We start from the raw sequence: 20,099 nt of genomic DNA on the forward strand, positions 1-20,099 counted from the left end.
GTTAGGCCTTTAATCTCATCGCAAATGATACCGCATCGGGGCGCGCATCATTTGTAAACTCGGGCGTTTCTGATGCCTCTGTAATATTTTTTGACACACTGGGTTCAAATTTATAGCTGTCATTTTCGGTTAACTGCTTAGAATAATCAACAACGGGCTTACCGGCATAAAATCGTCTGAGTTGCTTACACTCTTGCTGTATATGAAAATGGTTTGAAATAACATTTTGCTGCACAAAAAAATCATTGGTTTGTAATTTAAACAAATGTTTAATTGCATTATTTACATCGTTTTCTCTACACGCATGCAAGTACAAATATACTGTGTTATCCGCAAGGCTAAAAACATCTCCTTCACGCTTAATATGGAACAAGTGTAAAGGATGAATCGGATCTATTCGTGGCAGTAACTCAAGCTTAACTAACACACCGCTTACCCCTAAATTAACCGCAGAGTCGCTATGAACTTCAACCTGGCGTGTAAACTCATCAAAAGGGAGATAGCCTTTAGAGAATGTGTTTTCAGTAAACTTTAAAACATGTTCAACAGATGGAGGTAATGGCCTCGAAAATTGAAAGCCTTGAATGGACTGGATCTGAGATAATAACCGCGAAGGCTCAGAAAAACTATACAAAATAAGATTTACGCCTAACGTTAAAAATAAGCATTCATCTTGGTGACGTATTACGCCATCTACATTTTGTATAACTAATTTTAACCAACGACCACAGCTTTTTCTGAGCTCAAAGCACTGTTTACCTAATTGCGCTAAATCAGTGTAGCGAGTAACGGCAAAAACAAGTGTTGCGGCTTTTAATTTTGGGCCTTTATCGAATAATTCATTGTTGTCTTTAGCGGTATAATAGTGTGTGGGTAATTTTGTGCCTATAGGCACCGCACTTTGCACTAACCATACGTCATCTTCATCGGGAAAATGACTGCCGTTTGGCATTTTTTGCTCGTTAATATTAGTCTCTGAAACAGCAAACTGATTGTTTTCAATTGCAAGCTGGAATTGTTTTTCAGCAAACACGCCCGTGCTATGCAGCCAGTAATCATAATCTAAAACACGTGTGGCAGAGTCATTATCAACAAAAATTAAGCCATCAAAAATAGTATTTAAGCGCCTCATTAAAAATCGGTAATGTGTGACTTCTGGACCCGATATTAAAAACAACAAGGTCACCCCTGATTTTTTAGCAAACTCACTGTAATCACTCAGAATTACACCTATATTTGCTTCGCTCGTAGCACTGAGTAATTCAGTGTGCAGGTGAATAAACACAAGGGCATTTTTTAAATTTTTATAGGCGCTAATTTCTTTTATTATACCTTTATTTGTGCGCTCTGTTGAGTAGTGTTGGGTTTCAGATGAAAATGAAAACGGGTGAACCTTATTGCGTTTATAAGCGTTGTTAAGTGCAGCCGAATAGGGCGATTCAAAAAATGATTCAACTTCTTGAGAAACAATATAGATATCATTTGAGAGACTTTGGTTAACTGCATGTAAAGCAAGTTCAACAACAAAATTGTCTAAAGGCGCCAAAACAGCATAACTTGAAGCCGATTTTAACTCCTTTGCAGCTGGCTCTAATCCCGGGATGTTAAAGTTATGCACTTAAAAAGTCCTTAAAAAAAATACTTTTTTACTAGTTTTGCCCGCTATTCTATATATAATAGCCAAATATTGTCCACTTTTAATAAAATAAAAATTACGCTTACAAAGGTTGTGATGAACAATTTAGCTACAAAAAGCTCACAAATACTTACATCAAGTGACATAGAAAACCTAGCTCGCCGTTTTGGTGGGAAAAGCGATGACTACATTGAAATTATGAATACACAAAAAAACCAAAAAACAATAAACAAATACGCGCTATTAAAAGAAATTGATGACGCAATAAAAACAACCAACAATAAATAATATAAAGGTAGCATTCCATTGCAACGGATTTTTGTAAAAGGTATTAAAGGAGGAATTGGCAGCACATCGGTCGTTGCTAATCTTGCGTGCGTCTTAAAAAAATCAGATGTAGATGTTATTGCCATAGATTTAGATGCTAAAAGCGACCTTGGGTTGCATTTTGGTTTAAAGTGGACGAGCACTAAAGGCTGGAGTAACGAAAGTAATTTCGAAGATGCACTACTGCACTTTCGTAAAGACAGCGACGGCGTACTTTTTTTACCCTTTGGTGATAATGAGGCAACGTTAGAAGACATAGTCTCAACCATTAATCATTGTAAAAAACTAGATTATAAATCATCAAGCTGGTTACTATTTGACTGCCCTGCTCATATTAATATTTCTCACTACCCGTTGGAAGAAGACGACATTGTGATTGAGCTTGTTACCTGCGATGCTATTTGCCATAGCCTTATATATAAACGCCTACAAACGTTAAAAACCGCCAAATCAACTTGGAAGCATTTTTTTGTAGTAAACCGCTACAACTCAGCCTCAGTGTTAGAGTTTGATCTATTTTCTCTTTGGCAATCTACACTGCCATTTATGGCGCCGTTTTTTATCAACAGCGATGAAGTTATTAAAGAAGCCACAGCAAACCGAAATGTTGCACTTAATTGTGCACCATACAGCGTTGCTAATGATGACTTTGAAACACTTGCCGGGTGGCTTGTAAGTAAAGCGGCGTTGTAACAATGAGCTTTTCTCTTTTTTACAAAAGACCCATACACAGTACTCTGTATTTACTACTGAGCATATTGTTTACTGATAAGCTTGTTCGCTATATTTTATTTAAATTTCATAGTTACTTTAATCAACACAAAGTTAATGTAATTGAAGCTTTTTTTATGCCTTTTATTACTTTGTTTAGCTCTTTATTTATAAATATAAGCAAAAACAGAGAGAGCTTTGAATTAACCTTATATAATTATTATCCCCACTTAAGGCTTCCTTACAGGACCTACATATACTCTAATATTGTGCGCTTTATAATTCAGACTATTTTTTTATTGTTTACCGTCAACAAACCTAAAAATAAATCTGTATCAATCAAAAAGCATGCAACAAATTATTTTTATGATTCGGTGAGCTACAGCCTAAGACAACTCCGCTGGTACGATCTTAAATTAGGTCGGTTAATAAGGCGCCTTTTTTCTAAAAACAGCAGCAGGCCTAAAAAGAGTGCTTTTAAAACAATGGCTGACGCTCGAATTTGGCAAAATAAGTTAATTAAGTACATTGTAGTTGCGCTTATATTATTTTTGCTCGCAATCTTTGTAACCATTCCATTTAGCCTTGAAGCGCAAGCCGTTTTTATTAGCTTTATATTACTGGTTGCTTACGCGCTAAAACGCGTAAAAGGTCATATGGCCACCATTATAATGGTCACGCTTTCTGTCACTACATCATCTCGTTACTTATGGTGGCGCTATACCGAAACACTCAACTGGGATGATCCACTCGCATTAACATTAGGTGCAGGTTTATTACTTGCAGAAACATATGCGTGGATGGTGCTTATTTTAGGTTTCTTTCAAACAATTAATCCACTTGAAAGAAAACCCGTAATGCTGCCAAAAAATACTGACTTATGGCCTACGGTAGATATTTACATTCCTACTTACAATGAGCCATTAAGTGTTGTAAGGCCCACTACCCTTGCTGCGTTGAGTATTGATTGGCCGGCAGATAAATTAAACGTATATATTTTAGATGACGGTAAACGCCCTGAATTTGGTGAATTTGCCAAACAAGTGGGTGCAGGTTATTTAACAAGGCCAGATAATAACCATGCAAAAGCGGGTAACATGAATAGTGCTATGCGCTATACCAACGGTGATTACATCGCTATTTTTGACTGTGATCACGTACCTGCTCGATCATTTTTGCAAATGACCATGGGGCAATTTTTAAAAGACAGTAAAGTATGTTTGGTGCAAACACCTCATCACTTTTTCTCAGCAGATCCATTTGAAAGAAACTTAAATAACCACAGTCAAATTCCAAACGAAAACATGCTATTTTACGGGCTTATTCAAGACGGTAACGATATGTGGGATGCCACGTTCTTTTGTGGTTCGTGTGCGGTACTAAAAAGAGAAGCGCTTGACGAAATTGGTGGGTTTGCTTTTGAAACCGTAACTGAGGATGCACACACTGCGCTGAGAATGCAACGCGCAGGTTACAAAACGGCTTACATAAATATTCCACAAGCGGCAGGACTTGCCACTGATAGTTTATCGGCTCATATCGGCCAGCGAATTCGTTGGGCCCGTGGTATGGCGCAAATATTTAGGCTTGATAACCCGCTTTTAGGCAAAGGCTTAAACATACCTCAGCGACTTTGTTACTTAAACGCTATGCTGCATTTCTTATCCGGCATTCCACGCATTGTGTTTTTAACTGCACCTCTGGCACTCATCTACTTTAATGCGTACATTATTTATGCGCCATTTTTAGCTATTTTTATCTATGTTGTACCGACACTTATTCAAATAAAAGCAACCAATTCGCGAATACAAGGTAAGTATCGCTATTCGTTTTGGGGCGAAGTTTACGAATCTGTGCTTGCTTGGTACATATTAAAGCCAACAACGGTTGCTTTATTTAACCCAAACAAGGGTAAATTTAACGTTACCGAAAAAGGCGGCTTAAACGACGAAGAGCATTATGACTGGGGAATCTCTAAGCCCTACCTTGTTTTACTCGCCATTAATTTATTAGGCATGTTGGTAGGTATTTTACGCCTGTTTTTTGGCGACCCTACACAGGTTGGTGTGTTGCTAATTAGTATGGGGTGGGCGCTTTATAACATTATTATTTTAGGGGCCGCCGTTGCGGTAGCTGCAGAAGCACGCCAAGTTAGGCACTCTCACCGTATTAAAGCAAACTTTCCAGCGGGCGTTCGTTTAGCAAATGGACATACGCTAAAAGTAAAAATTACAGATTACTCAGACAACGGCGTGGGTATAGAAACCGACCATGCGCATTCTTGTCGCGTAAACGATAAAATAGAATTATTAATGAGCCGTGGTAATAAGCAGTTTTCCTTCACTACCCATGTTTGTAACACTCGGGGTAACCAAATTGGCTTGACCATTAAAGATTTGTCTCTTGAAAAACAGCGCGCGTTTATACAATGTACATTTTCACGAGCAGATGCGTGGCTTGACTGGCAAAATAACTTTAGACATGATCGCCCATCTTACAGTTTTAAAGAAGTGCAGAAAACGAGCCTTAGAGGCTTTAGTAACCTGCTTTTCCATGCGCCAAGAGCGCTTCAACCTACTATTCAGTTCATAACTAATATAGTTATGTACGTAAACTCATTTACCCCAAAAAGACCAATAGTGCATAATAATTATGATTAAAAAGTTGCTAAATACACTCCTAACATTGTCACTTATTTGTAGTGTGCATATTGCACACGCGGTTGAGCCATTACAAAATAAATCAATGTTTATTAATGGCTATCCTGAAAGTGCTCAGGTATCGAGTTTACGTTTAGAGTTTGAAGCTTTAGGTTTTACTGGCTTTAAGCTCAACGGGGTAAATAACAATTCCCGCGTCGACTTCACAAACCGAATTGATAAATTAAGCACTAATTTAAAGCTGAATTTTTCGTATACAAACTCGCCTTCGTTAATCGCAAATGTATCGCATTTAAAAGTTTACTTTAATGATAATTTAGTGACTGTTTTGCCCATTAATGAGCAGCTAAGTATTGTGAAAAACACAGTGCAACATAGCCTCGACCTAAACGCTAAATATATCCAAGATTACAACCAAGTACGCTTTGAATTAGTTGGTTATTATGACCTTCGTTGTCAAGATTATTTCAGCCGCACCATTTGGACTGAAATTAATAGGTCAAGCAACATTATGCTCGACCAAAAGCAGCTTGCTATTGATAGTCGTTTAGAATACCTTCCTGAACCGTTTTTTGATGAAAAAGATTACAATAAACTTAACCTACCCTTTGTATTTGCTAAAACACCCAACACCCAAGCAATTGAAGCAGCAGCAACGCTATCAAGCTGGTTTGGCGCACAAGCAGACTGGCGCGGCTTTAATTTTCCAGTAACGCTAAATAAAGCGCCAAACAAACATAGCGTGGTGTTTATTACTAATGATTCGAAACCTGATTTTTTAAAAGATTACCCAGATGTTGAAAAACCAACGATTGAAATCATTTCAAATCCATTTAATCGTTATTACAAGCTGCTGCTAATATTGGGTCGTGATGAGGCTGATTTAAAAACTGCGGTGACGGGTCTTGCATTTGGCCACAAAGTAATGACAGGCAGAAGTGCAAGCATTGAAGCCATTGATCAATTACCGCTGCGTAAAGCATATGATGCTCCGCGCTGGCTTAGAAGCGATCGCCCTGTGCATTTTGACGAACTTATTGACTACCCTACGCAATTACAGGCGCAAGGCCTTAATAATGGCCCTGTAAAACTAAATATTCGTTTTGCACCTGATTTGTTTACATGGCGTGAAAGAGGGATACCTATTACCCTACAATATCGTAGCACTCCAGAATCGGAAGCTATCGACTCTCGTTTAAATATGTTAATAAACCAAGAATTCATAAGCGGCTTTTTGTTAGACGAAAACAACGATTTATTACAAACAACACAAGCATTACTGCCGCTAGTAGGCAACACCGATACAACCCAAAGCACTGAAGGGTTTTCTGTGAACGGGATTAATTTAGCGAACAGAAATGAACTTAACTTTGATTTTAGATTTGGGGTCCTCAAAAAAGGGGAATGTGCTGTTGCACCTCCTGGCGGTGAATTTGGTGTTATTGATGGCGACTCAAGTATTGATGTAAGCGGTTTTGACCATTACATTGCTCTGCCAGACTTAAATGTATTTGCTAATAGTGGATTCCCATTTACCAAATACGCTGATTTACAGCAAACTCTTGTATTAATTGATAACAACCCAACACCTAGTGCACTTACCGTTTTGTTTAATTTAACTGGCGAATTTGGTGCAATTACTGGTTACCCGGCTCACAGAATGAGTGTGGCTCATTTAAATGAGGACGCTGATTTAGATGATAAAGACATACTTGTAATCGCAAAACCAAACAGTATTGCTAACGACTTAGACGAAGATGCACAAACAAACATTTTGCTTAATAATAATCAACGAGCAATAAAACAAGCTATTTATAATGGCGCTTATGATGAGCAAACTACCGAAAAAGTAGAAGTAAGCATTAAAAGTAGTGGTGATATGGCTGTAATCACGGGGTTTCAATCACCATTTGATTCAAACCGTTCAATTGTATCGTTAAGTGCGACAACTAATAATGCATTTACTCTGCTTGATGACGCATTGATGAACTCAGAAAAACGTGCCCTAATTAATGGCAGTGCAGCCGTTATTAATTCACAAGGTATTAAAACAATACAGGTAGATGAACAATATTATGTGGGGCATATTCCGGTCCATACTTTAGTGTGGTTCCACTTATCTGATCATCCATTTATATTGGCGTTACTGTCTATATTAACGCTGTTACTGATCTCATTTATTTTATGGCGATTATTACAAGCACTAACTTACAAGCGTTTAGCTGAAGGAGATAAATAATGAAATCACTCGTTAATGTATTTTTTACTGTGATTGCACTATTTGCTTTTAATGCAAACGCAAAAGCTGAACAATGTGCACCATGGCAGTCGTGGCAGGTATTTAAAAATCACTTTGTAAGCCAAGACGGACGTGTTATTGACTTAGGCAGTGAGGGAAGTATCACAACCTCTGAAGGTCAATCATATGCACTATTTTTTGCACTTATCGCCAACGATAAAGTCGCGTTTGACTCTGTTTTAAATTGGACTCAAGAGCACTTATCAGAAGGCGATTTAAGTACTCGTTTACCTGCATGGAAATGGGGCCTAAATAAAAACCGTGTAGGGGGTATTTTAGACTCAAACCCTGCGTCTGATTCTGATTTATGGATTGCATACAGCTTATCGCAAGCCGCTATTTTATGGGACGAGCGTCGCTATAGTATTTTAGCCGCTGTGCTTGCTCAGCGTATAATCAGAGAAGAAACAGCTTATATAACAGGCCTTGGTTTATCTTTATTGCCGGCACCTGCAGGCTTTGAGTTTGATAATGAGCGTTATAAGCTAAACCCTAGCTACTCGCCGCTATTTATTTATCAACAATTTAAAAAGCTTTACCCACATTCACCATGGCATCAACTTCATGAAGGCTCAGCAAAGCTTATTTTAGATACTGCTAAGCAAGGCCTAAGCCCTGATTGGGTTATGTTTGATTCAAACCGTGGATTTTACTTTGACAAAAAAACCACTGACATAGGCAACTATAACGCTATTCGAGTTTACCTCTGGGCCAGTATGATGGCAAACGACGCACCTTATAAACAAGAGCTGCTTACTCAATTTGCACCATTTATAGAGTCGATTAAAGAACGTGGCTATGTTCCTTTAAATACATATTCTCAATCAGGTAAATCTGATAAACGAGGCCCATTAGGATTTAACGCTGCATTACTCCCTTTGTTAGCTGAGCAAGGTAACGATGAGTTAGTAATGGCTATTCAACAAAAATTGATGATTGATAAATCTTTTACACAAACACGTTATTACGACAGTGTATTAAATTTATTTGGTGAAAGTGCTGTAAATAAGCGCTTTAAAATCACGGCTGATGGAACGCTACAACCTACTTGGAGCACTGAATGTCGTTAAGGTTAGCCTTAGCTTGTACATTAGCACTAAGCGCTAGTTTAAACGCCAAAACCATAAATGATATTGATACACAATCTGTTGATTGGTTATTAAGTCAAATTAGTATTGGCGAAGCACAACAAAACAAAAAGCTAGTTGAAGACAGCCTACAAAAGTTGGTTGCTATTGCCCCTTCTCGAATAGAAACACAATGTGCTTTGGCCCATTATGACTTTACAAATGGCAATGTAAATCAAGCAAACTTACTATTAAGCAAGCTTGATAACCAACTAATGCAACAAACACCTTGCGTAAAAAAACTCAAGGTGATGTCTCGTATACAAGGGCAAGATAAGGCTAGCGTTCAAGAGGCCAAGCTACTTGCTCGTGCTGGCAGGTATGAACAAGCACGTCAGATTTATAATAAAATTTTTAATAATATTTATCCGACCTTAAATTTTGAACTTGAGCATCTAAGCTGGTATGCCCAAGACACCGGCCAATGGCAAGGCGTTAAAAATAGATATAAGCAACTACTAAAGCGCTATGACAATATTGGCCAGGTAGAAGTTGCTTATGCAAGGCACTTACTCAGACGTAACCCACGTGATAAAACAGCTATGCGTATTTTGGGGAAGTATGGCTCAACATCTGGTTTTAGTGATGAAGTAGAAGGTATTTGGCTATCTGCATTAAGAAACATGCCGATAAACAGTAATACAGATAAACAGTTTCAGCAGTATTTTACGCTCTACCCTTTCAGTAACAAGGGTGAATTACACTACCAAGATTTTAAAAAGCAATTAAAAGCACGACGAAAGTTGTTAGCCGATCCTGCTTATCAGCTTTGGTTAAAAGGTGAAAAGTTCCTTGAACAAGGAAAACTAAAATCAGCAGAGCCACACCTTTTAAACGCATTAAAAGGCCGCCCTACTGACGGTGCTATTATGAATAGCTTAGGCATACTTTATCTTCAACTAGGTGAAAATGGTAAAGCCTACAATTACTTTACACGTGCACAAAAATACACTGCCGACTTTGCAGAGCGAAATACCCTCAAAAGCATGGCCAAAACGGCTAAGTTTTGGTTTTATATTCGCCAAGCAAGAGACGCTATAGACAGCAGTGAATTTAGAGTTGCCAAATTAAAACTCGATTTAGCCGCCGCATTAGAAGAAGAACCGAACACTGTGTTAGCAAATCGTGGCACCTTACAATTTGCCCAAGGGTTATATTCACAGGCAGCACTTACCTATCAAGTTGTGCTTAAAAGCGAACCTTTAAACGAAGGCGCCCTATTTGGCTTATTTGAGATTGCAGAACTTGAGCAAAGTGAAAAAAACCTGACATCTTTTTTTAATCGACTTTCTTTTTCACAAAAAGAAATTTTAAGAGCGTCATATTTAAGTTCAATAAGTAGCGCGTATAGGGCTAAGGCAACAAAGCTTACCGAAGCAGGTGAATTAGAAGAGGCTGAAAAAATATTAAAAGAGGCTATTCAAGCAACACCTGAAGAGCCTTGGTTATATTACGACTTAGCATTTATATACCAACAAAAAGGGCTCACCGACAAAGCTCGCTCATTATTTAATAATGTATTGTGGCAATTTCCGCTAAATTCACAGCTTAGGTATAGCCATGCACTATTTTTGCGCGCGTTAGACGATTATCAAGGCGCGCTTGCTACACTTAAGTATATTCCTTTTAAATCTCGCGACGCTGATATTGTATCTCTTGAACAACAGTTGCAACTTAATGAGTCTTTAGCACAAAGCGAGCGTTTTATTAATTCTCAAAATAAAGCGGCAGCTATTTATCACTTAAGTGCGTTAGAGGCGCAAAATTTAACACCAGCAATGAAAGCTGAATTAGCACGAAGCTGGTTTAGCATAGATGAACAAAATCATGCCTTAAAACTAATGCGCAACGCGTTAGTTGAAGACCCCTCATTATCTGCCTATTGGCATATGTTATACGGCGAATGGCTTTTAGCACAAGACAATAAAGCACCAACTGTTGATTGGTTTAATCGTTATAGGCTTCCTGAAAATGCCTCTGAGAGTGAAATAAATCAGTTCGTGCAATTACAAAATGCTTATTATTCAGAGTATTTTAATGGCAGTGACCTTATTGCCAAGCTAAATCAGCTTGATCAAAAATACCCCAGCTCACCGGCTACAACGACTGCGCTAATAAATGCAAATTTAGCACTTGATCAAAACCAATCAGCCATTATTTTGTATGAACAAAAAGTAAAAAATAATCAGCTAATTGAACCCCAAGCTTTAATAGCAATATCTAAAGCCTACAGAGCACTTGGGGATGATTTCCAAGCGAAAGAAGTCACACAACTCGCCATTAAACAAAGCACAACGCAAGAAAGTTATTTTCAGCGTCAAATTATGGAATCGTTAAACGATTTTAACTACGCAGGTGATGCCCTTTACTTAGCTGAACAACTTATTCAAAAAGCACCTAATGATTTAGAGCTTCGTTATTTAGGCGCGCAAGTTGCTGCTAATTTTAATGAAACAGAGCAAGCACAAACGTGGTACGCACAAACGCTTTCACCTAATCGTCAACTAAATGAAAAAGAACTCTACGCATCACTTTCGCGCATTAATGAGAACGACCAGTGGTATATAAATGGTGCTAAACGAGAAATACTTAATCAGCAAAACAAAAACCAAGCCTACATTGCTGTTGGTGTTAATTTTAGTGGACAAGTAAGCACTGAAAGTGAAGCCACATTGGGCGCTGGTTTAGTCCCTATTGAAGCGTACTTTCCGCTTTGGCAAGGGCAAGGTTTTATAAAAATAGACCCAACAAGCATTAGCGCTCAAACAACACGATTTGACGAACAATTTGCTGGTAGCCGATACGGACAAGGCGCTTTGTGTATATTTAACTGTGGTATTGATGAAGTAAGTCCTGAGCAAGATGGCGTTGATATTGGCATTGGTTGGCAAAACGAAAACTGGCGCGTAGATATTGGTACAACACCACTGGGCTTTTTAATCGAAGACATTGTATGGGGTGTTAATTACTCGGACGACTTTGGTGACTTTGGTTATAGCCTTGAGTTAGAAAAACGACCAGTAACTAGCTCAGTACTTGCCTATGCAGGTCTTGAAGACGTTAATACTGGTAAAATTTGGGGTGGTGTTCGTTCAACAGGTTTAACCGCTAATGTTTCCCACGATTTAGGCGGCGATTGGGGGTTTTGGTCTAGTGCTGACTTTACATTATATAAAGGTCAAAACGTAAAAGATAACCAACGCTACCGCTTGATGGGCGGCACCTATTATCGTGTAATAAGCAATCAAGAACGCGAATTTACAGTCGGTGCAAGTTTATTGCATTGGGCGTATAAGTTTAATTTAAGTGAGGAAACGTGGGGGCATGGCGGCTACTATAGCCCTCAAAACTATATTGGGTTATCGGTTCCCTTAACTTACGATGCACGTTGGGGTGATGACTTTGTGTACCGCGTAAAAACGGGCGTGTCGTATTCGCAAACTAAAACGCAAGCCATCGACTTTTTCCCTAATGATCCTGACCTTCAAGCAGAAGCCTTTACGCGCCAACTTGAAACCGGTGTAGACCCTGCCTTTGACTCAGATACCAGTGCAGGCGTATCGTACAATTTAGAAGGCAGTTTTGAATACAGAATAACGCCACATTGGTTCTTTGGTGGTTATTTAGCTATTGACCGCTCGGATTTTTACGAACCTAATTTTGGCCAGCTTTATATCCGCTATTACTTCAATCCCGTTTACGGAACACTCGAATTTCCGGGTACACCTATTATCCCTTATGCTGAGTTCTAACTTGGCATAAGGTGATACACCGCTCAGTACTTCCCCTCGCCTTGAGGTATATGTATACTTGAGCGCAATTGTAGCTAGGATAAGGGTGTGTCTCTTACCTTATGGTGTTATAGCCATACAGCAAATCATTATCTTAGCTACAAATAATATACTGATGGTCGAGCACTTTAACCTTATAAACGGGCTAACTTAGCTAAAGCAAAAAATTATAAGGCCATCACAACAATTCTTTAAGTTAGGAAGTAAATATGAGTTCAGCTCCAGATAGTGGCTGGTTTGGCCACCCTAAAGGACTTTCGACATTGTTCTTCACTGAAATGTGGGAACGAATGAGTTATTACGGTATGCGAGCTATGCTCGTATTATTCATGACAGCAAGCTTACAACAAGAAGGCCTTGGCTTTACTGTTGCATCAGCTGCTGCAATTTATGGTTTGTACACAGGTGCGGTATACTTTTTAGGTTTGCCAGGTGGCTGGCTTGCAGATAGATTATTCGGTGGCCAAAAAGCGGTTTGGTACGGCGGTATTATCATTATGTGTGGCCACATTATTTTGGCCGTCCCGCATGAATATTCGTTTTTTATTGGTTTAATTTTTGTTGCTACAGGTACGGGCTTACTCAAGCCAAATATCAGTGCAATGGTAGGCCAACTATATAGCGATGCTGATGAGCGTCGTGATGGCGGTTACGCTATTTATTACATGGGTATCAACATGGGTTCTTTAATAGGTTACTACGTATGTGGTTACTTTATGGAGAACGTAGGCTGGCACTGGGCATTTGGTGCAGCAGCTGTTGGTATGGCCATTGGTTTAGTGCAATACAAAATTACACTTAATAACTTACCAGAGCACAGCGCTTTACCTGCTAACCCATTAAGCGCTAAAGGCACTTCACGTACATGGGGCGCTATCGCGTTGTTTGTGGCTGTTGTTGCGGGCGTTACCATAGCCGCTATGACGGGTGCCATTACTATAAACCCTTCGGTTGTAGCCGGTTATACAGCTGTTGCATTTACTATTATATTCTTTGTGTACTTTGGTCTTATTTATTTTAAAGGCAAATTAACTGGCGAAGAAAAACAAAGAATGTGGGCACTATTTTTAGTGTGTGTTGCGTCTGCGTGTTTTTGGTCTGGTTTTGAACAAGCCGGTTCTTCATTAAACCTATTTGCTCGTGATTACACCGACCGACTTATTGGTACTTTTGAAATTCCAACTACGTGGTTTCAATCTTTAAATTCACTATTTATTATTGTTTTATCGCCATTTTTTGCTGCGCTTTGGATAAACCTATCTAAAAAAATGATATCGCCTACTTACAGCGTAAAATGTGCATTTGGCTTGATCATCATGGCCTCAGGCTTTTTAGTCATGTTTATGGCAGCACATTATGCAGCTGAGGGCTTAAAAGTAGCGCCTTACTGGTTGGTTACTACGTACTTTTTACACACAGTGGGTGAGCTTTGTTTAAGCCCTGTTGCATTAAGTGCAGTAAGCAAGTTATCGCCTCGTCGCTATACGGGTCAAATGATGGGTGTGTTTGTTTTAACTTACTCTATTGGTAACATTATCGCAGGTTTACTTGCTGGTAACTTTGATCCAAATAACGTTCAAGAAATTCCTACCCTATACTTACAAATTGCATTATTTAGCATTGGTGTAGGTATTGTTTTAGTGCTTATGAGCTTTAAAGCGAAAATATGGGAAAAACAAGGATTAGAAACCTAATTCGGTTAATCCTTTTGTACTAATAATTATTTACTGCATATTCTAAATGTAGTAACAAATAAAAAATGCCCCCATAATTGTTTATGGGGGAATTTTTATACAGCTATGCTCCCATACTTTTAACTGATATTATGCATTAATAAATTGTTAAATTAGATACCCGAGGACTGCTGTATATGTTATTGGATAAGTTATTAAAAATAGCTGCAATACCATTTTTGCTCTTTGTATTAAGTGCATGTGGAGGTGCGAGTGATGCAGTAACAGTTAATCCAAATGATCCTGTTGAGCCCGAGCCTACCCTACTTTCTTTAACTGCTGCTAACGGCTTAAACTCAACGCTAGATAACGGGGGGGTTGAATTAATTATCCCTGCTAATACAGCCTCATCGAATAGCGAAATCACTTACGAAAAAACGACGTTGGATGACGCTAACGCACAGCTAAACATTATCTCTGATTTACATACTCTTATACCCGTTCCTGACATTACATTTTCAGATTCTATTACTATTAGAATAAAAATACCTGAAGACTACGTACTAGGTGGGCAATTATTTATAGCCAGGCAGTTGGGCCTAAATAGTTGGGAAACGATTACTAACTCAACCGTAAGCGATGATTACGTCAGTGCACAAGTGAATCAAGTAGGCACTTATGCAATTCAAATGCAGCGTAAAGAAGCATTCGCCGATATTGGCCCAACATGTGAGGCGAGCGCAACAACACAATCGGTACGGTTTGTTCATGTAGCAGACTTACATGCCCGTTTTGGGTATGAGGAACAATACTTTAGCCGCATTAAAGCGTATTACAACCAAGTTGCCAACCAAACACCACATACCCTATTTACCAACGGTGGTGACGATTATGAAAAAGGCACGGTAGCAGAGCAACTTTCACAAGGCACAGCAACCGAAGAAGCCATTAAAGCGATGCAGTTTGATATCCGCGTTGTGGGAAACCACGACTATGCATGGGGCCCTGAAAAACTGCTGAGTTATTCGCAAGATGATAAAGCGATTGTGCTTGCAAGTAACACTCGCTATGAAGGGGAGCAACTTCAAGACTTTGCCGCTGTAAGCTTTGCAAAAGTGCAAGTTGGCTGTATTACTCTAGGTGTATTTGGCATGACGTCGGTGCCATGGAATGAATTAGATGAGCCACTTCAAGACGATCCAATTCCTGATTTTATCAAACAATTTAAAATGAGCTGGGAATGGCAACAAGTCGCACAAAGCATTGTAAGCCAATACCGTGATGATGTTGATTACATGGTAATGCTAAGCCATTTAGGCGTAGGCTTAGATACCGATATGGCAACTGACGTTGAAGGCATTGATTTAGTATTGGGGGGCCATACTCATGGCGGCGAAAGCTTTGATACACTAGAAAATGGCGCCATTGTTATTCAACCTGACTTTTATGCAAAAGGGATAACCGATTTAACGCTGGAGTTTAATTTAGCTGATAAAACATCCCCTGTTGTGAACTATCAAACAATTGCGACCGAAACAATTACAGAACGTGATGACCCAACAAAGCAAGCCATTGACGAAATTATGGGGCGTTACGCACCCGATGCGCAAACCGAAATAGCTATTTCAGAAAACTACCCAAGTGCAATTGAGTTAGCTGAAATAACAGCATTAGCCGCGCAGCACGCAAGCTCAATCACAGCTGCACTGTTAAACCCTGAACTGGTTCAAAAACGGTGGACACCCGGCACGCTTACACAAGAAGATTTCCACGAAGCATTTTATGTAGAAAGGCAACCTTCGAATACACCTGGCTTTAACGCCATATATAAAGTGACAGTTACGGGCACAGATTTAACATCTATGTATGCAAGCCAACCAGACTGGTTTTCACTCACACCCGATAACGTTCAAGCCACCAGCAATTATGATGTTGCCTTATTTAAAGGTGCAGCGCTTAATCCTGAGTTATTTTTTAATGGCGTAACATTTTCAAACGTAGAACCCATTGCTGAAGCATGGTGGTTACTAGATCAGTACGCCCGATTTAGAACAAGCCAGTGCTTATACCTCGATACCAACAATCAACTATTTTCATGTACAAACGAAGAAAACATAACGGTATGGAATTTTGATAATACAGCAAGCCCACTCACAGCAGATTTTGGACCTTCAGTGCTCAGTTACTTCGATCCTGAAGAAAAAGACTGGGGCCCAGAAGAAACTCAATATAAAACCACTACCGAACTCGGCATTAGCGATTTGAGTGACGGGCCGTCAGGTGTAATGGCATTTTCAAGGCATGCACCAACCGAAGGCCTACATATTAACTTAAACACCCCCGCTAACGGCGATTATGCCGCTGATGGCATGGTTTCAGACTACACACTTGTAATGGATTTATACTGGCCCGCTGAAGGCCAAGATATTTACCGTGCGGTTGTTCAAGCGGATACCGTTAACTACTTAACCGACGACGCCGACATATTTATAGACCCAAGTGGTGGTTATGGTAAATCAACCAGCGACAGTGGCTATTTTGGTAATACACAACCAGACTCTTGGCACCGTGTCGCTTTAGTATTTTATACGGCACCTACCAATGGCGTATTTGAAGTATACATAGATGGCGAACTTGTAGGTGTAAAGGAAGATGGAGAAATAAACAACCGTTGGGCGCTCAAAAACGCCGTACTGTTATTTAACGATGACAATTTCGAAACCGAACCAGGCTACTTAAATGCCATGCTTTATGCCGGACGTGCGATGAGCCGCGACGAAATAAAAAGCTTAGGTAATGCGCAGCAAAAACTGACTTACGAGCAAGCAACACGCGTACTTAATCAAACTATTGAACGCCATTACCAAGCTGCCCCTGCAATAAAGCCTAATTTATGGTTACAACAGCGTAGCAAGTTTTTTGGTGAACACACCAAAAATGTAAACAATTAATTACACTTGCCACTATTTTATACCACTTCAAAAAAGAGAGTTTAACCACTTAAACTCTCTTTTTTATTATTTTAAATCATAAACTTAACTAAAAAAAAGTAACGTTAACCGCTTATTTTTACAGCGTAAATGTTCTCCTCTGTATGCACTAAAAGCAAGTTCACCTTAAACGTCCTATAAAATTTACACACAGCCTAAATACTAAATACAGCGCAACGCTTCCCCTAAACCTAATTCTGGTTAATTATCTTGCCATTAACACAACAACAAATAATCACAATGCTTACATTGTGGGAGTAACTAAAATGAGTGAAGTAACTAACTATTTAGGTTTAGTCGGTATTGAATTTACTGAATACGCCACGCCTGATGCAGATTACATGGACAAAGTATTTACTGACTTTGGCTTTTCAAAGCTTAAAAAGTTTAAAGGTAAAGACATTGTTTATTACAATCAAAACGACATTCACTTTTTACTGAACAACGAGCGTGAAGGTTTTTCAGCCGAATTTGCTAAAAGCCATGGCCCTGCAATTTGTTCAATGGGTTGGCGTGTTGAAGATGCCCAAAAAGCATTTGAAACTGCAGTAGAGCGCGGTGCAAAACCTGCAACCGATTCTACACACAAAAATCTTCCTTACCCTGCAATTTACGGTATTGGCGATAGCCTAATTTACTTTATTGACCAATTTGGCGATAAAGGCACCATTTACGAAAGTGACTTTGAAGATTTAGCAACGCAAACCATTGTTGAAGACAAAGGCTTTAAGCGTATCGATCACCTCACTAATAATGTTTATAAAGGCACTATGGAAACATGGGCAAACTTTTATAAAGATGTGTTTGGTTTTACAGAAGTACGTTACTTTGACATTAAAGGTCAAAAAACGGCGCTAATTTCATATGCGCTTAAATCTCCATGTGGCACCTTCTCAATTCCAATCAACGAAGGTAAAGGTAACGACAACAACCAAATTGACGAATACTTAGGTGAATACAATGGCCCAGGCGTTCAGCATTTAGCATTTTTAACTGACGATTTAGTTAGCTCGCTAGACAAACTAGATAAATCAACGATTGCTACGCTTGATATTATCCCTGAGTACTACGACACCATTTTTGACCGTGTACCGTGGGTTAAAGAAGATAAAGACAAAATTCGCGAACACCAAATACTGGTAGATAGCCAAAGCGAAAATTGTTACCTACTACAAATTTTCTCTAAAAACTTATTTGGCCCAATTTTTATTGAAATGATTCAACGTGTTGATGATGGCGGTTTTGGTGAAGGTAATTTCCAAGCGTTATTTGAATCAATTGAACGCGATCAAGAGCGCCGCGGCGTTTTATAACCTTTTTTGAGTAAATTAAAAGCAGCGACCTTCGCTGCTTTTTGTCGTTTTAATATTTAAAATGTATGGCTTAAAGTGCAAGTATGCTTAAATAAATACTCCATTGTTGCCATACAGTTAAACCAAAGGAAATGTAATGAGCCTAATTAACGAAACCCATGATATCAATTTAACAAGCTGGGTAGAGTCAGCAAATGTTGCCAATTGCGACTTTCCTATTCAAAACTTGCCATTTGCCGAGTTTCGTCGCAAAGGTACTAACGAAGAATTTCGTGGCGGTGTAGCGATAGGTGATCAGGTTATCGATCTTGCAAAACTAAGTGAGCTTAATGTATTTACAGGCGATGCTAAAACAGCACTCGATGCAGCTAGCGAGTCAACACTAAATGCATTTATGGGTTTGGGTCAGCAATTTTGGTCAGCACTTCGTATGGCTCTTTCTAAATCACTACGCGAAGGCGCTGATTGTCAAAAAGACATTGCAAACACATTAATAGCACAAGCTGATATTGAATTTGCATTGCCATGTCGTATTGGTGACTACACCGACTTTTACACTTCTATTTATCATGCAACAGCAGTCGGTAGTTTATTTCGCCCTGATAACCCACTATTACCAAACTATAAATGGGTACCAATTGGTTACCATGGCCGTTCTTCATCTATTGATGTGTCTGGGCAAACATTTCACCGCCCTAAAGGACAAACTAAAGCACCTGATGCTGAAGTACCATCATTCGGCCCATGTAAACGCCTTGATTACGAGCTAGAGCTTGGCATTTACTTAGGTAAAGGAAATGCGCTTGGCGATGCAATTGCAATCGAAAATGCAGAAAATCATGTATTTGGTTTTTGTGTGTTTAACGACTGGTCGGCCCGTGACTTACAAGCTTGGGAATATCAACCATTAGGTCCATTTTTAGCGAAAAACTTTGCATCAACAGTGTCGCCTTGGATTGTTACAACAGAAGCACTCGCACCGTACAGAACAAGTTGGACGCGTGATGAAAATGACCCACAACCAATGGAATACCTAGAGTCTGCAGCTAATCGCGAGCAAGGTGCATTTGACATTCAAATGGATGTAAAAATTCAAACCGAAAAAATGCGTAGCGAAGGACACTCTCCTACCCGCGTATCTACCTCTAGCTTTAAGCATTCGTACTGGACTGTAGCCCAAATGGTCACTCACCATACGGTTAACGGGTGTAACTTTATGCCGGGTGACATGTTGGGTTCGGGTACGCAATCGGGGCCTACACATGAAGAAGCGGGCTCTTTACTGGAGCTATCTCGTGGCGGTAAAGAAAAAATAACGCTAAGCAATGGCGAGCAACGCAGCTTTTTAGAAGATGGCGATAACGTTATTATGCGTGGCTGGTGTGAAAAAGAAGGCTTTGCACGTATTGGTTTTGGCTCAGTTGAGAGTACGGTTTTGGCCGCAAAATAATCTCAATCAAGCATAACCAAATGAAGAGGGTTGCTTTTAAAAGCAGCCCTTTTTTATTAATTTTTGAACAGTTACAATTTTTTTCTGGCTTTTTAAGCTCAGATTGATACATTATTCCGGTT

At 39.4% G+C, this 20,099-nt stretch carries 11 protein-coding genes; 10 read left to right on the forward strand and 1 reads right to left on the reverse strand.

Annotated features, from left to right (window positions below; all coding sequences use genetic code 11):
• Nucleotide 1: 1 nt before the first annotated feature.
• Nucleotides 2-1,618 (reverse strand): cellulose biosynthesis protein BcsE, encoded by a 1,617-nt coding sequence (bcsE, locus tag CWB62_RS11695; protein ID WP_138527449.1) that lies wholly within the window; start codon nt 1,616-1,618, stop codon nt 2-4.
• A 114-nt stretch (nt 1,619-1,732) separates the two neighbouring features.
• Here bcsE and bcsR point away from each other — a divergent pair, with 114 nt between their 5' ends.
• From bcsR to fahA, 10 genes are all read left to right on the forward strand, one after another.
• Complete coding sequence (gene bcsR, locus CWB62_RS11700) at nt 1,733-1,924, forward strand: BcsR/BcsP family cellulose biosynthesis protein (RefSeq protein ID WP_058405069.1); 192 nt, start codon at nt 1,733-1,735, stop codon at nt 1,922-1,924.
• Nucleotides 1,925-1,942: 18 nt separating this feature from the next.
• Nucleotides 1,943-2,656, forward strand: a complete 714-nt coding sequence (bcsQ, locus tag CWB62_RS11705; RefSeq protein WP_138527450.1) for a cellulose biosynthesis protein BcsQ — start codon at nt 1,943-1,945, stop codon at nt 2,654-2,656.
• A 2-nt stretch (nt 2,657-2,658) separates the two neighbouring features.
• Nucleotides 2,659-5,334 (forward strand): UDP-forming cellulose synthase catalytic subunit, encoded by a 2,676-nt coding sequence (gene bcsA, locus CWB62_RS11710; protein ID WP_138527451.1) that lies wholly within the window; start codon nt 2,659-2,661, stop codon nt 5,332-5,334.
• Nucleotides 5,327-7,573 (forward strand): cellulose biosynthesis cyclic di-GMP-binding regulatory protein BcsB, encoded by a 2,247-nt coding sequence (bcsB, locus tag CWB62_RS11715; RefSeq protein WP_138527452.1) that lies wholly within the window; start codon nt 5,327-5,329, stop codon nt 7,571-7,573. Before bcsA ends, bcsB begins: the two co-directional genes overlap by 8 nt.
• Nucleotides 7,573-8,703, forward strand: a complete 1,131-nt coding sequence (bcsZ, locus tag CWB62_RS11720; RefSeq protein ID WP_138527453.1) for a cellulose synthase complex periplasmic endoglucanase BcsZ — start codon at nt 7,573-7,575, stop codon at nt 8,701-8,703. Before bcsB ends, bcsZ begins: the two co-directional genes overlap by 1 nt.
• Nucleotides 8,694-12,512, forward strand: a complete 3,819-nt coding sequence (locus CWB62_RS11725; RefSeq protein WP_138527454.1) for a cellulose synthase subunit BcsC-related outer membrane protein — start codon at nt 8,694-8,696, stop codon at nt 12,510-12,512. The genes bcsZ and CWB62_RS11725 overlap by 10 nt, the downstream gene beginning before the upstream one ends.
• A gap of 248 nt (nt 12,513-12,760) precedes the next feature.
• On the forward strand, nt 12,761-14,245 hold the full coding sequence (locus CWB62_RS11730) for a peptide MFS transporter (protein ID WP_138527455.1): 1,485 nt from the start codon (nt 12,761-12,763) through the stop codon (nt 14,243-14,245).
• A gap of 176 nt (nt 14,246-14,421) precedes the next feature.
• Nucleotides 14,422-17,175 carry a metallophosphoesterase gene (locus CWB62_RS11735; RefSeq protein ID WP_138527456.1) on the forward strand — a complete coding sequence of 918 codons (2,754 nt, stop codon included), beginning with the start codon at nt 14,422-14,424 and terminating at the stop codon, nt 17,173-17,175.
• Nucleotides 17,176-17,480: 305 nt separating this feature from the next.
• Nucleotides 17,481-18,527: a 4-hydroxyphenylpyruvate dioxygenase gene (hppD, locus tag CWB62_RS11740; RefSeq protein WP_138527457.1), complete on the forward strand. Its 1,047-nt coding sequence runs from the start codon at nt 17,481-17,483 to the stop codon at nt 18,525-18,527.
• 136 nt (nt 18,528-18,663) lie between these two features.
• Nucleotides 18,664-19,977, forward strand: a complete 1,314-nt coding sequence (gene fahA / locus CWB62_RS11745) for a fumarylacetoacetase (protein ID WP_138527458.1) — start codon at nt 18,664-18,666, stop codon at nt 19,975-19,977.
• Nucleotides 19,978-20,099: the final 122 nt, after the last annotated feature.

The organism is Pseudoalteromonas sp. S408 (assembly GCF_005886645.1).
GTDB lineage: Bacteria > Pseudomonadota > Gammaproteobacteria > Enterobacterales > Alteromonadaceae > Pseudoalteromonas.

Excerpts from the sequence above, each read along its gene's own strand:
- bcsZ (WP_138527453.1), top strand. The coding sequence starts at position 7,573 with ATGAAATCACTCGTTAATGTATTTTTTACTGTGATTGCACTATTTGCT.
- CWB62_RS11735 (WP_138527456.1), top strand. The coding sequence starts at position 14,422 with ATGTTATTGGATAAGTTATTAAAAATAGCTGCAATACCATTTTTGCTC.
- CWB62_RS11730 (WP_138527455.1), top strand. The coding sequence starts at position 12,761 with ATGAGTTCAGCTCCAGATAGTGGCTGGTTTGGCCACCCTAAAGGACTT.
- CWB62_RS11725 (WP_138527454.1), top strand. The coding sequence starts at position 8,694 with ATGTCGTTAAGGTTAGCCTTAGCTTGTACATTAGCACTAAGCGCTAGT.
- bcsA (WP_138527451.1), top strand. The coding sequence starts at position 2,659 with ATGAGCTTTTCTCTTTTTTACAAAAGACCCATACACAGTACTCTGTAT.
- bcsR (WP_058405069.1), top strand. The coding sequence starts at position 1,733 with ATGAACAATTTAGCTACAAAAAGCTCACAAATACTTACATCAAGTGAC.
- hppD (WP_138527457.1), top strand. The coding sequence starts at position 17,481 with ATGAGTGAAGTAACTAACTATTTAGGTTTAGTCGGTATTGAATTTACT.
- bcsB (WP_138527452.1), top strand. The coding sequence starts at position 5,327 with ATGATTAAAAAGTTGCTAAATACACTCCTAACATTGTCACTTATTTGT.
- fahA (WP_138527458.1), top strand. The coding sequence starts at position 18,664 with ATGAGCCTAATTAACGAAACCCATGATATCAATTTAACAAGCTGGGTA.